The following is a 13,392-nucleotide window of genomic DNA, read 5'->3' as shown; positions in this document are numbered from 1 at the left end:
TTGCGAAAAGATACGTTTAAGCTGCTCGTGTTCGCCGGAATCGTCGGGTTCGCGATCTTGTACGGCATGGAACTGTCGAACAAAGGCATTCGGGAAGTGAACGGGCCGTTTCCTACGGAAGGGACGGCCGCGGTCGGGCAGTCGGATGCCGGGGAGACGGACGATTGGACGTTGCCGGTGACAGGGAAAGCAGGCGGAAGCCGATCTTCCGGGACGGCATCGGACCGGACGGACGACTGGGACGACGGTACCGCGCTCGTCGACGACGGGGACGAATCCGTGGCGATCCCCCGGAACGACCGCGAGCCGATCGTCGACCGGGTGTCGGGCAAGACGGGCGAAGTGCTGCACGACTTGTCCCGCAACGGCATTAAAGCCGTCGTATCGCTGTTCGACAAGGTGCTCGGTTAAAGAGCCTAGGATCGGCGGGCAATGGGCTTGACGGGAGAAGCCGACATCCGTATGATTAGAGACATCAAAGTTCTAAGGGGAACGAATTTATGTTGGTATGGGTTCTGAACTGAATTATTCGAATATCCGCATAACGGCAAGACCGAAATCAAGCCCATCCGAGGCTTATTTCTTCGGCTGCCGCAAGCGGACTGAATAACCAGTGAAGAACCGGTAAAGACCGCCCCTTTCGAACGAAGTTTCGGGGAGATCGACCGTGCTCATTCAGGGTACGGTTTTTTTGCGTCCATCCGAGGGTTGCGCCGCGCGCTTTAGTGGCAGTCCTACCCTCCCGGACGCGATCTCTTCGGAAGTTTCTTCAGATAGGCAGCGAGCTTGCGCCGATGGCGCACGGTTCGCTGCCTTTTTTGCGTTCCGCTACAAAAAACGAACGACAAGAACGAATCGGAGGCTAAACGAAAATGAGAGAACAAGCGATGAATAAACTGGAATTCGACCGGGTCATCGAGCTCGTGAAAGGGTACGCGGGAACGTATTTGGGCGTTCGCCACGCCGAAGGGCTCAAGCCGTTGACGAATAGGGCCGTCATCGAAAGGAGGCTGTCCGAGACGATAGAAGCGGCCCGGTTGCTCGCCAAAGGCGGCCATCCGCCTCTTCCTTCCCTGGAAGGAATGGAGTCGTTGATGACGCTGCTTGGCACGGGATACGTCATGTCCGAGCAAGACTTCGGTTTCTTGGCCCAATTCGCCAGAAGCTGCGAGCAGCTCCGCCAGTACATGGCGTCCAAGCGGGGAGACGCGCCCGTCGTGGCCGCCTACGGCTCGGCGATGCACGACCTGAAGCCGCTGCGGGAAGCGATCGAAGCTTGCGTCGATAGGGGGCGGATCGTCGATACGGCCAGCTCCGAGCTGCATAAGATCCGCAAGAAGCTGCGAGCGGCGGAGGAGAAGCTGCAGAAGCGGCTGGAAGCGATGCTATCGCGGTACTCGGATATTTTGCAGGAACGCGTCGTCAGCCAGAGGAACGGGAGGTACGTGCTTCCCGTGAAGAAGGAGTATCGCAAGCGGTTGCCGGGAACGGTGCAGGGCGAATCGTCCAGCGGGCAGACGGTTTTCGTGGAACCGTCCGAGTCGGCAGGGCTGCAATACGAACTGAGCGAGCTGAGGGCGGAAGAAACGCGGGAAGAATCCCGCATCCTCGCTTTGCTGACCGGCGAAGCCGAATCGTACGCCCATGAGCTCGGGGTGAACGTCGAAGCGGTCGGCCACTACGACTTCCTGTTCGCGAAAGCGAAGTGGGGATTGTCGATCGGGGGTTCGTCTCCGGAGCTGAACGACGTCGGTTTCATCGATTTGCGGCAGGCGAGGCACCCGCTGCTTCCGGTGACGCCGGTACCTCTCGATATCCGCCTGGGAGACGGGTACCGGGCGCTCCTCGTAACGGGACCGAACACGGGGGGCAAAACGGTGTCGCTTAAAACGGTCGGCTTGCTCACGCTCATGGCGCAGTCCGGCCTGCTCGTTCCCGCGGCGGAAGGCAGCAAGCTCGGCGTGTTCCGGACGGTCGAGGTCGACATCGGCGACGGGCAAAGCCTCGACTCCTCGCTCAGCACGTTCTCGTCGCACCTTCGCAACGTCATCGATATTTTGGCGCACGCCGGTTCCTCGACGCTCGTCCTGCTGGACGAACTCGCGACCGGCACCGATCCGGGAGAGGGCGTCGGCTTGTCGATCGCCGTATTGGAAGAGCTGTACCGCCGCGGATCGACGCTCATGGCGACGACGCATTTCAACGAGATCAAAGAATACGCCCGAGTCACGGACGGCTTCCGCAACGCGCGCATGGCGTTCGACGAGGAGACGCTCAGTCCGCTGTACCGTCTCGACATGGGGGAGGCGGGCAACAGCTACGCGTTCGTCATCGCCGCCAAGCTCGGCATCGGACCGTCCATCATCGACCGGGCGAGGACGATCGCCGAGGCGCTCAAGGGCGGAGGCGCGAACCCGCAAGTGCCGAAGCGAGAGGCGGAACAGCCGAGGGCGGGCTACAGGCCGAAGGATCAACGCTACGCGAACCGCGGGCCGAGACCGGCGAAGCCGGAGACGGTCCGGCCGGGCGATTGGTCCGTCGGCGACGTCGTGTTCGTCCCCTACTTGCGCAAGCCCGGCGTCGTCTATCGGTTGGCGGACGAGAAGGGCGACCTGATCGTGCAGGTGCAGAAGGAGAAGCTCAAGATCAACCATAAGCGGATTCGCAAATACATCGACAAGAAGCATCTGTATCCCGGCGACGATTACGACATGTCGATCGTGTTCGATACGGTCGAGAACCGTAAGAAGCGCCATTTGATGGGCAAACGCCACGTAGAGGGGCTGTCGATCGAGAAACCGGAAGAGAAGTGACGGTCGCGCGGAGAAGCGACTCCGGGCCCGAATTGTCGGCGATCATTGATGCGGGGGACATCCGTTGGTATAATGAAGTGATCGTCACCTGACGTTAGGGGAATCGGCTGGAGGTACTCATCGGAAAATGGCACAATTGACTATTAAACAAAGCCACATTCGCAATTTTTGCATTATCGCGCACATCGACCACGGCAAGTCGACGCTGGCCGACCGCATTTTGGAATATACGGGGACGCTGACCTCCCGCGAAATGCAAGACCAAGTGCTGGATTCGATGGACTTGGAACGGGAACGCGGCATTACGATCAAGCTTCAAGCCGTAAGGCTTCTATACAAAGCGGACGACGGAGAGACGTATTTGCTGCATCTCATCGACACGCCCGGACATGTCGACTTCACGTACGAAGTATCGCGCAGCCTCGCGGCGTGCGAAGGCGCGTTGCTCGTCGTCGACGCCGCTCAAGGCATCGAAGCGCAGACGCTCGCGAACGTGTACTTGGCGCTGGACAACAACCTCGAGATCGTGCCGGTCATCAACAAGATCGACTTGCCGAGCGCGGAGCCCGAGCGGGTCAAGAAGGAAGTCGAGGACGTCATCGGCCTCGACACGAGCGACGCCGTGCTCGCGTCCGCCAAGAACGGCATCGGCATCAAGGAAATTCTCGAGCAGGTCGTGCAGAAAATCCCCGCTCCGGAGGGCGACCGCGAAAAGCCGCTTAAAGCGCTTATTTTCGATTCCCACTACGATGCTTACAAAGGCGTCGTTTGCTACATCCGGATCATCGACGGCACGATCAAAGCCGGCACGAAGATGAAGTTCATGGCGACCGGAGCGACGTTCGACGTCGTCGAAGTCGGCACGTTCATGCCGCGTCCGACCGCCGTCGTCGAATTGGGACCGGGCGACGTCGGTTTCGTCAGCGCTTCGATCAAGAACGTGAAGGATACGCGGGTCGGAGATACGATTACCGACGCCAAGAATTCGACGCCAACGGCGCTTCCCGGCTATCGGAGCATCAATCCGATGGTCTTCTGCGGCCTGTATCCGATCGAGTCGACGGACTACAACGATCTGCGCGACGCGCTCGAGAAGCTGGAGCTGAACGACGCTTCGCTTCGTTACGAGCCCGAATCGTCCCAAGCGCTCGGCTTCGGCTACCGTTGCGGCTTCCTCGGCATGCTGCACATGGAGATCATCCAAGAGCGGATCGAACGCGAATTCAACATTCCGCTCATCACGACCGCTCCGAGCGTTATTTACCGGGTGACGCAGACGAACGGCGAAGTGCTCGAGATTTCCAATCCGGCGGACTATCCGGATTCCGCGAAAATCGATTTCGTCGAAGAGCCGTACGTCAAAGCTTCGATCATCGTGCCGAACGACTACGTCGGCGCGATCATGGACCTGTGCCAAGGCAAACGCGGCGAGTTCATCGACATGCAGTATTTGGACACGAACCGCGTGACGCTGAAATACAACATTCCGTTGGCCGAGATCGTATACGACTTCTTCGACCAGCTGAAGTCCAGCACGAAAGGCTATGCTTCGTTCGATTACGAGCTGATCGGCTATCGCCAATCGACGCTCGTGAAGATGGATATTCTGCTTAACGCGGAGAAGGTCGACGCCCTTTCATTTATCGTTCACAGGGACCGCGCGTACAACCGCGGACGGGTCATCTGCGAGAAGCTGAAAGATTTAATTCCGCGCCAGATGTTCGAGGTTCCGATCCAAGCGGCCATCGGCCAGAAGATCGTCGCCCGCGAATCGATCAAGGCGATGCGCAAAAACGTTCTTGCCAAATGTTACGGCGGCGATATTTCCCGGAAACGGAAATTGCTCGACAAGCAGAAGGAAGGCAAAAAGCGCATGAAGCAAGTCGGCAACGTCGAAGTGCCTCAAGAAGCGTTCATGGCCGTCCTGAAGCTGGACAACGATTAACCCAAGCGACGACTCGCCCATACGGACCGCGTTCTTGCCGCCGGCAAGGGGCGGTCCGTTCGCGATCGAGGAGGTTTTCAAGTGAACGCGAAAGTAGAATCGGCCGCGATTCCGCCGCTCCATACGTGGACGCCGCGCGCCCTTTATATTCATATCCCGTTTTGCACGAACAAGTGCTTTTATTGCGATTTCAACTCTTACGTGGCGGCCGGGCAACCGATCGACGCGTATTTGGACGCGCTGGAGAACGAAATGAAGCTGACCGTTCTCGACCTGCCGCCTACGGTCATCGATACCGTCTTCGTCGGGGGAGGCACGCCGACCGTACTGAATCCCGCACAGATGGAGCGGTTCCTGGCATCCGTGAACAGATACTTTCCGCTGGCGGGGGACGTCGAATTTACGATGGAGGCGAATCCGGGTACGACGGACTTGGAGAAGCTTGCCGCGATGCGGGCGGGAGGCGTGAATCGCATCAGCTTCGGCGCGCAAACTTTCGATAACGGCCTGCTCGAGCGAATCGGCCGCATTCACGCGGCGCAGGACGTCATTCAGAGCATCGCCAACGCGAAAGCGGCAGGATTTACGAACTTGTCCATCGACCTGATGTTCGGCTTGCCGAACCAATCGTTGCAGCAGCTCCAGGACAGCGTGACGACGGCGTTGGAATTGGATTTGCCGCATTACTCGTTGTACGGTCTGAAAGTCGAAGAGAATACGCTGTTCCACCGACTCTATCAACGCGACGAGCTGCCGCTGCCCGAAGAAGAAGAGGAGCTCGCGATGTACGAGCATCTGATGGAACGTCTAGGCGGCGCCGGTTACCGGCACTACGAGATCAGCAATTTCGCGAGGCCGGGCTTCGAAAGCCGCCATAACACGACCTATTGGCATAACGAACCGTACTATGGCCTCGGCGCCGGCGCCCACGGTTATGCTCTTGGCATGCGCCACATCAACATTAAGGGCGTTCAGCCCTACATTGACGCTGCGAACGAGAGGTTGCCCCGGCTCGAAACAAACGGGGTCATCACGGAGGAAGCGATGGGAGACTTCATGATGGTCGGCTTGAGACTGGAGGAGGGCGTCGCCTCGGAGGCGTTTGCCCGCCAGTTCGGCGGCGCTTCGCTGGAGGCGACGTTCGGCCCGGCGCTAGAGAAGCTCGTACGGCAAGGGCTGTTAGAGCGGGTCGTCTTACCCGAGGCGGGCTACAAGTTGACCGCACAAGGTATCCTTCTCGGCAACGAGGTGTTCGGGGCGTTTATCTAAAAGAAGTTATAATGACCGTTAACGATCATCGGGGCGGAGAAAAAGCATCTCCTGTAGGAGCGAAGCGTCTGCCTTTGCAATCTGGATCTCACCTTGTCGTGGGTTATCCATTCAGAGATCCAGATTGCAACAAGCAGCCGGAAGGAGATGCATTTTCGTAGCCCCCTACGATCGTTTCATCTCTTCATTAAACGACCGCGATTGGCCTTTCGCGATGCTTAGCGTATTCCACCCAGCAGATTTATACGCTTTGGCGACGTAAACGATTTGTCCGACATGGTATCCGTAGTGCGAGATTTGCCGGTTGATCGCTTCAAGCGCCGTATGCGCCTGCCCGCGAATGTACACCGTGCGCAACAGGTCGTCCGGCCGGAGCGCCTCCAGCGCCCCGAACAGCGCGGACCACCCGAGCTCCCATAACTCCTTAAGCCGCTCGAGCGACCCGACGTCGTCGACGAATTCGCCGTCGCGTTCGCGCCAAGGCTTCTCCCCGTCCGACGTCAGAAAATCCGTCCAGCGGGAGATCATGTTACCGGACACGTGCTTGACGATAACGGCGACGCTGTTGTTTTCCGGTTCGGGGGTCCAGCCGACCGCGGCATCGTCGAGCTGGGCGAGGGCGCGGTCGCCGAGCGACTTCTGGCTCCTGAACGTGGCAATGGAAGTCGCGAGCGCATGGGACGCGAGGTCTGAAGCGTAATCGGTCATCGTATTTTGTCTCCTTTAAGATTCCGAATGATTCCCCTTCTATTGTACGCGAACGACATGCGCTGTCGCGGTCGAACTTTCGAATCGGCGCGATTAACGAACGTTATCGGCCAGGCTGAAATGACTCTTGAGACATCATTCGTTTTGTTGTATATTTATTCATACAAAATGTTGGATGAGAGAAGGAATGGAGAATGACGATCGCTTGCCGCAAAGCGCTTCAGGACGATGTCGAAGCGCTTTACGAACTTATACAAGGCTATGCAGCCAAGGGGATTATGCTCCCGCGTTCGCGCGAAGCTCTCTCCCGGAACATCGACACGTTCGTCGTCGCGCAGGACGGCGCGCGATTGATCGGTTGCGGTTCCCTGTGCCGCCTCGGCAGCGATCTGGTGGAGATCCGTTCTCTGGGCATCGTCGACGGCTACAAAGGCCAAGGCGTCGGCAGCCGTCTCGTCGACGTGCTCATGGCGGAAGCGGAAGCGCAAGGCATTCCGAAGGTCATGGCGCTGACGCTAGAAGCGTCCTTCTTCCTGAAGAATGGCTTCAATATCGTAGAGAAGGAAATTTTCCCGGAAAAAGTGTGGACCGATTGCGTCAATTGCCCGAAGCAGCATGCCTGCGACGAGATCGCCGTCGTCCGTCTGACCGGCATCGAGCCGTCCGCGGCGGAAGAAAAAGTCAGCTTCGCCCAAATTTAACCCAACCTGCCGAATCGAGTCGGAACGTCCTTGACACCACCGCGCTCGATTTGGTATTTTTGTATTATCCATTAGCACTCAACGATTATGAGTGCTAACGACAAGCGGAATCGCGAGTCGGCGGCAAGCTATTTCTTAGGAGGAATTCGGATGCTGAGCGAACGGCAACGCATGATATTGAACGCCATCGTCGACGATTATATCCGTTCGGCCGAACCTGTCGGTTCTCGCAGTATTTCGAAGCGCGGCGACGTCACGTTCAGTCCGGCGACGATCCGCAACGAGATGGCGGATCTCGAGGAGCTCGGCTTGCTCGAACAGCCGCATACGTCCGCGGGCCGCGTCCCTTCCATTAAAGGCTACCGTTACTACGTCGATCATCTTGTCACGCTGGATGGCGTCGGCGACCAGGACGCGAGGAAGCTTCGTACCTTTTTCGCGGAGAAAATGACCCACTGGGAAGGCGTCATCGAGCATGCGGCGACGATACTGTCCCAATTGACGAATTACACGTCGATCGTGCTCGGGCCGGAGATGTTCAGCACGACGCTGAAGCACTTCCAATTGCTGCCGATCAACGACGCGTCGGCCGTGGCGATCATCGTCGCGAATACCGGCCACGTCGAGCATCGTACGATCTCCATACCGGAAGGCGTCGAGATGGACGATCTGAGGAACATCGTGAACCTGCTGAACGACAAGCTGGCGGGCGTTCCGTTCTACAAGGTCAAGTCGGTGCTTCACAGCGAAGTCGCCAAGGAGCTTAACCGCCACGCGGAACAATGCGAAGGTATCATCTCCATGCTCGAGCAGACGATTACCGAGGAGCACGAACCGAAGGTATACTTGAGCGGCGCGTCCAACATGCTGACCCAGCCCGAGTTCAAGGACGTCGACAAGGCGAAGACGATTCTCGGCATGCTCGAGGAAACGCAATTGCTCATGCAATTGTTCGGGCAAAGCCCCGGCGGCATCCAAGTGAAGATCGGCACGGAAAACGGGCTCGAAGCGATCAACCAATGCAGCTTGATTACGGCGACGTACACGCACGAAGGACAGTCGCTCGGCACGATCGGCATTCTCGGTCCGACGAGGATGGAATACGGCAAAGTCATCGGTTTGTTGAATTATTTGTCCCAGGATATCGCCGTCATGATGTCCCGTTGGCATAAGTAAGAGGGGTATAGCCCCCGATCATGGGTGGCACGGTAAGGAGGTGAATCCGACATGAGCTCGAACGAGACGAAGGAGCAGGAAAACATGGAAGAGCAACGCGAGGAAACGATGGAGCCGAACGAAGCGGGTTCCGAGGCGAACGAAGCGACAGCAACCGCCGACGCGGAGCAAGGCGAGCAAACGACGGCCGACGCGTCCGCGCAGATCGCCGAGCTTCAACGCCAAGCGGATGATTATCATAGCCGTTATTTGCGGGGGCAAGCCGACTTCGACAATTTCCGTCGGCGTACATTGAAGGAGAAGGAAGAACAGTCGCAGTACGCTTCGCTGAAGCTGATTACCCAAATGCTGCCGGTGCTGGACAACTTCCAGCGCGCGCTGCAGACGAGCGCCGAAGCCGCGGACGGCGGTTCGTTCGCCAAAGGCGTCGACATGATCTACCGCCAGCTGTTCCAGGTGCTGGAAGCCGAAGGGTTGAAAGAGATGGACGCGGTAGGCCAGCCGTTCGATCCGGAGCATCACCAAGCGATCATGCAAGTGGAAAGCGAAGAATACGAAGAAGGCATCGTCGTCGAAGCCGTTCAAAAAGGCTACTGGTTGAAAGACAAAGTCATTCGCCCGGCCATGGTTAAAGTCAGCGGCTAAGCACTTATATAAGGGAGGAACATACAGTCATGAGTAAAGTAATCGGTATCGACCTTGGAACAACGAACTCTTGCGTAGCGGTCATGGAGGGCGGCGAAGCCGTCGTTATCCCGAACGCGGAAGGCAACCGCACGACCCCTTCGGTCGTCGGCTTCAAGAAAGACGGCGAGCGCGTCGTCGGCGAAACGGCGAAACGCCAAGCGATCACGAATCCCGACCGTACGGTCATCTCCATCAAGCGTCACATGGGCACGAGCCACAAGGAAACGATCGACGATAAAGCGTACTCCGCTCCGGAAATTTCCGCGATCATCCTGCAGAAGCTGAAATCCGACGCGGAAGCTTACTTAGGCCAACCGGTCACGCAAGCCGTTATCACGGTTCCGGCATACTTTAACGATAGCCAGCGCCAAGCGACGAAAGACGCGGGCAGCATCGCGGGTCTCGAAGTGCTCCGCATCGTGAACGAACCGACGGCGGCGGCGCTCGCTTACGGCTTCGAGAAACAAGAAGACCAAACGATTCTCGTATTCGACCTCGGCGGCGGCACGTTCGACGTCAGCATCCTCGAACTCGGCGACGGCTTCTTCGAAGTCAAAGCGACGAGCGGCGACAACCACCTCGGCGGCGACGACTTTGACCAAGTGGTCATGGAATGGCTCGCTGGCGAATTCAAAAAAGAACACGGCATCGACCTGCTGAAAGACAAAGCCGCCGTTCAACGTTTGAAAGACGCCGCGGAGAAAGCGAAGAAAGAATTGTCCGGCGTCGTCTCCACGACGATTTCCTTGCCGTTCATCACCGTCGTCGACGGCGTGCCTCAGCATCTCGAGCTCAATCTGAGCCGTTCCAAATTCGACGATCTGACGGCAAGCCTCGTCGAGCGCACGATGGGTCCTACGCGCCAAGCGTTGGCCGATTCCGGCCTCTCTTCCGCGGACATCGACAAAGTCGTCCTGGTCGGCGGTTCCACGCGCATTCCGGCCGTCGTCGAAGCGATCAAGAAGCTGACGGGCAAAGACCCTCACAAAGGCGTTAACCCGGACGAGGTCGTCGCTCTCGGCGCCGCCGTTCAAGCGGGCGTCTTGACGGGCGAAGTCAAAGACGTCGTCTTGCTCGACGTCACGCCGCTCTCCCTCGGCATCGAAACGGCAGGCGGCGTCCTGACGAAAATGATCGATCGCAACACGACGATCCCGACGAGCAAGTCCCAAGTGTACTCCACGTACGCCGACATGCAGACGCAAGTGGAAATCCATGTGCTGCAAGGCGAACGCGCGATGGCGAAGGACAACAAAACGCTCGGCCGCTTCATCTTGAGCGACATTCCGGCGGCGCCTCGCGGCGTGCCGCAAATCGAAGTCACGTTCGACATCGACGCCAACGGCATCGTGAACGTGTCCGCTCTCGACAAAGGCACGGGCAAGAGCCAGAAAATCACGATCACTTCCTCCGGCGGCTTGAGCAAGGAAGAAGTCGAGCGCATGCAACGCGAAGCGGAGCTTCACGCGGAAGAAGACAAAGCACGCCGCGAGCTCGTCGAAGCCAAGAACAGCGCGGATCAACTCATTTATCAAGTCGACAAAACGATCAAGGACCTCGGCGACAAAGTCGACGCGGGCGAGATCGACAAAGCGAACGCGGCGAAAGAACAATTGTCCGCGGCGGTCGCTTCCGACAACCTCGAGAACATCACGAAAGCGACGGAAGAGCTGACCGAAATCATCCAGCAGCTTTCGGTGAAGCTCTACGAACAAGCGGGCCAAGCGCAAGGCGCTCCGGAAGCGGAAGACGCGGGCGCGGCTCCGAAGAACGACAACGTCGTCGACGCGGAATACGAAGTCGTGGACGAAGACAAGAAGAACTAACGAACGGATAAATCCGAAAGTCAAAGCGATTCCCGCTCCGCGCGGAACCGCTTTGACTTTCATTCATGAGGAGGTGGGGAATTGGCGGACAAACGGGATTATTACGACGTGCTGGAGCTGCAGAAGAACGCCTCCGCGGACGACGTCAAGAAGGCCTACCGAAAGCTGGCCAGGCAATACCATCCGGACGTGAACAAAGCGCCGGATGCGGAAGCGAAATTCAAAGAAGTGAAAGAAGCGTACGACGTCCTTAGCGACGACGGGCAACGGGCGAGATACGACCAATTCGGCCACCAGGATCCGAACGCGGGCTTCGGCGGCGGCGGAGGAGGAGCGGATTTCGGCGGCGGCTTCGGCGATATTTTCGATATGTTCTTCGGCGGCGGCGGACGCAGGGATCCGAACGCGCCGCAACGCGGGAACGACTTGCAATACACGATGCAGATCGAATTCAAGGAAGCGGTGTTCGGCAAGGAAACCGACATTACGATTCCCCGTACCGAGACTTGCGACACGTGCCACGGCAACGGCGCGAAACCCGGAACGAAGCCGGAAACGTGCTCGACTTGCCGCGGGTCCGGACAGCAGGAAGTGGCGCAGAACACGCCTTTCGGCCGTATAGTCAACCGTCGCGCCTGCACGACTTGCGGCGGCAAAGGCAAAATTATCAAGGAGCGCTGCAATTCGTGCTCGGGTAGCGGGCAAGTCAAAAAACAACGCAAAATCCACGTCAAAATCCCGGCCGGCGTCGATGACGGAGCGCAGCTCCGCGTAAGCGGCGAAGGAGAAGGCGGCGTTCGCGGCGGACCTGCCGGCGACTTGTATATCGTGCTCAGAGTGAAATCGCACGACTTCTTCGATCGCGAAGGCGACAACATCCTTTGCGAGATTCCTCTCACGTTCACGCAGGCCGCTCTCGGGGACGAGATCGAAATTCCGACGCTGACCGAGAAGGTGAAGCTGAAGATTCCCGCGGGTACCCAGACCGGCAAGTACTTTTCCCTCAAAGGAAAAGGCGTGCCGAAGCTTCGCGGTCACGGGCAAGGCGATCAGTTGGTGAAAGTGACGGTCGTCACCCCGACCCATCTGAGCGAGGAGCAACGCGATCTGCTTCGCGACTTCGCTTCCAGGAGCGGCGAATCGACGCACGAGCAAAGCAAGTCGATCTTTGAACGGATGAAAAGAGCGATTCTCGGCGACTGATCGTCCATGGAAATTCGGGAATACGCAATGCCTATCCGAACCGCCCGGCGCTTGCCGGGCGGTTTTTGCTTCAGGACAGAAAGTATAAGTTTTATGGACATCTACTCATCTAGACTTAACCTAATTTCCGTGTCATTTTGGAACAATCGTACTATTATCCCCTTGCCTCAGAAGGAGTGCCTATCAGCGGATTTTTGAATGCTATGACTGGAGAATGGAGAACGGATTCCACTGGAGAATGGAGAACGGATTCCCGGATATCACGTTCGATTTTGCCGTTTCATATTAGAATGGAAAGGGTTTTCGGCAATTAAAAAGCAAGCATCCCTTGCATCAGGCGTTCCATAGACTGAGATATTGACCTTTCCACTTCGCTTTGCTTCCCCAGACCACCCAAGGAACGACGAGAACCGGTTTGCTGCGGGTTAGATCTTTGTAAGTCAAGGTTGGCGTCCCAGCGCACCAATGGAGCAGTTGGCTGAAGACGGGGACATTGCGGAGTTTTAAGTTCAACCGGAAACAAAACTCGTCCAAATAAGCCTGTAAATGTTTAGCGCCGATGCCGTGAAACGTATCGTTCAGCCACTCGGTCACATTCCGCATGATGGGGTTCGAAGCAGGGTGAAGCTTGCCACGCGCAAAAACGGTCACGGCCGCTCCATCCGTATGATGGTTTACGAACGCTTGGACGCCAGACTTTTCAATCCACCTCGACTCGTTATTCACATGACTGGGATCCGGTTGTTTGATTTTGACGTGCTGAGGCTGGTCATGCTCATCGAGGGATGCGCCGATCAACAGCGGCTGCCGGGCATCGCTATAGTAAGAATAGCCGTAAAAGATAGGGTCTACCCGCACGATTCCCGTGAGCGGGTCGCCTTTATCGGCTTGTTGCATGGCATGGCGGATTTTTCTTGCGATGAGCCATGCGGTCTTATAGGTGACCTGAATCACATCGGACAGGCGGGAGGAACTGATACCGGAAGGCCGGGAGATCAGGAACATCGCTTGAAACCAGCGGGACAAAGGAGTCGGGCTTCCTTCCATGATCGTGCCGGCGATGA

11 protein-coding genes are annotated in these 13,392 nt (G+C 57.6%); 9 read left to right on the top strand and 2 right to left on the bottom strand.

From position 1 onward, the window contains the following. The 4 genes from ACFPPD_RS23370 (at window position 1) to hemW (ending at window position 6,027) form a co-directional block, all read left to right on the top strand. Window positions 1–411 carry a hypothetical protein gene (locus ACFPPD_RS23370; protein ID WP_209743745.1) on the top strand — a complete coding sequence of 137 codons (411 nt, stop codon included), beginning with the start codon at window positions 1–3 and terminating at the stop codon, window positions 409–411. 461 nt (window positions 412–872) lie between these two features. Further along, window positions 873–2,813, top strand: a complete 1,941-nt coding sequence (locus ACFPPD_RS23365) for an endonuclease MutS2 (RefSeq protein WP_209743742.1) — start codon at window positions 873–875, stop codon at window positions 2,811–2,813. 127 nt (window positions 2,814–2,940) lie between these two features. Next, window positions 2,941–4,758, top strand: coding sequence for a translation elongation factor 4 (gene lepA / locus ACFPPD_RS23360; RefSeq protein WP_209743739.1), 1,818 nt, complete (start codon window positions 2,941–2,943; stop codon window positions 4,756–4,758). 81 nt (window positions 4,759–4,839) lie between these two features. Then, the gene (gene hemW, locus ACFPPD_RS23355) at window positions 4,840–6,027 is read left to right on the top strand and encodes a radical SAM family heme chaperone HemW (RefSeq protein WP_378083565.1); all 1,188 of its coding nucleotides are present in this window, start codon (window positions 4,840–4,842) and stop codon (window positions 6,025–6,027) included. Window positions 6,028–6,192: 165 nt separating this feature from the next. Here hemW and ACFPPD_RS23350 read toward each other — a convergent pair whose 3' ends face one another. Continuing rightward, complete coding sequence (locus ACFPPD_RS23350) at window positions 6,193–6,735, bottom strand: DUF1572 family protein (RefSeq protein WP_209743736.1); 543 nt, start codon at window positions 6,733–6,735, stop codon at window positions 6,193–6,195. Between the two features lie 194 nt (window positions 6,736–6,929). On the opposite strand from ACFPPD_RS23350, the gene ACFPPD_RS23345 reads away from it, so the two are divergent. The 5 genes from ACFPPD_RS23345 to dnaJ all read left to right on the top strand — a co-directional run bounded on the left by ACFPPD_RS23345 (window position 6,930) and on the right by dnaJ (window position 12,328). Next, window positions 6,930–7,436 carry an N-acetyltransferase gene (locus ACFPPD_RS23345; RefSeq protein ID WP_209743733.1) on the top strand — a complete coding sequence of 169 codons (507 nt, stop codon included), beginning with the start codon at window positions 6,930–6,932 and terminating at the stop codon, window positions 7,434–7,436. A 150-nt stretch (window positions 7,437–7,586) separates the two neighbouring features. Beyond that, window positions 7,587–8,612, top strand: coding sequence for a heat-inducible transcriptional repressor HrcA (gene hrcA, locus ACFPPD_RS23340; protein WP_209743730.1), 1,026 nt, complete (start codon window positions 7,587–7,589; stop codon window positions 8,610–8,612). A 51-nt stretch (window positions 8,613–8,663) separates the two neighbouring features. Beyond that, window positions 8,664–9,257, top strand: coding sequence for a nucleotide exchange factor GrpE (gene grpE / locus ACFPPD_RS23335; RefSeq protein WP_378083561.1), 594 nt, complete (start codon window positions 8,664–8,666; stop codon window positions 9,255–9,257). Window positions 9,258–9,286: 29 nt separating this feature from the next. Beyond that, window positions 9,287–11,125 carry a molecular chaperone DnaK gene (gene dnaK / locus ACFPPD_RS23330; protein WP_209743727.1) on the top strand — a complete coding sequence of 613 codons (1,839 nt, stop codon included), beginning with the start codon at window positions 9,287–9,289 and terminating at the stop codon, window positions 11,123–11,125. A gap of 81 nt (window positions 11,126–11,206) precedes the next feature. Further along, a complete protein-coding gene (gene dnaJ, locus ACFPPD_RS23325) occupies window positions 11,207–12,328 on the top strand; it encodes a molecular chaperone DnaJ (protein ID WP_209743724.1) in 1,122 nt (373 codons plus the stop codon). Window positions 12,329–12,661: 333 nt separating this feature from the next. Here the strand turns inward: dnaJ and ACFPPD_RS23320 are convergent. Continuing rightward, a partial coding sequence (locus ACFPPD_RS23320) for a hypothetical protein (protein ID WP_378083559.1) occupies window positions 12,662–13,392 on the bottom strand: 731 nt, incomplete at its 5' end.

Source organism: Cohnella suwonensis, from assembly GCF_042655365.1.
GTDB classification, from domain to species: domain Bacteria; phylum Bacillota; class Bacilli; order Paenibacillales; family Paenibacillaceae; genus Cohnella; species Cohnella suwonensis.
The sequence above is the reverse complement of the archived record's forward strand: the minus strand, read 5'-3'. Positions and strand labels throughout refer to the sequence as shown.

Bases quoted from the DNA above. Each gene is read 5' to 3' on its own strand.
- ACFPPD_RS23365 (WP_209743742.1), top strand. From the start codon at position 873: ATGAGAGAACAAGCGATGAATAAACTGGAATTCGACCGGGTCATCGAG.
- lepA (WP_209743739.1), top strand. From the start codon at position 2,941: ATGGCACAATTGACTATTAAACAAAGCCACATTCGCAATTTTTGCATT.
- ACFPPD_RS23350 (WP_209743736.1), bottom strand. From the start codon at position 6,735: ATGACCGATTACGCTTCAGACCTCGCGTCCCATGCGCTCGCGACTTCC.
- ACFPPD_RS23345 (WP_209743733.1), top strand. From the start codon at position 6,930: ATGACGATCGCTTGCCGCAAAGCGCTTCAGGACGATGTCGAAGCGCTT.
- hrcA (WP_209743730.1), top strand. From the start codon at position 7,587: ATGCTGAGCGAACGGCAACGCATGATATTGAACGCCATCGTCGACGAT.
- grpE (WP_378083561.1), top strand. From the start codon at position 8,664: ATGAGCTCGAACGAGACGAAGGAGCAGGAAAACATGGAAGAGCAACGC.
- dnaK (WP_209743727.1), top strand. From the start codon at position 9,287: ATGAGTAAAGTAATCGGTATCGACCTTGGAACAACGAACTCTTGCGTA.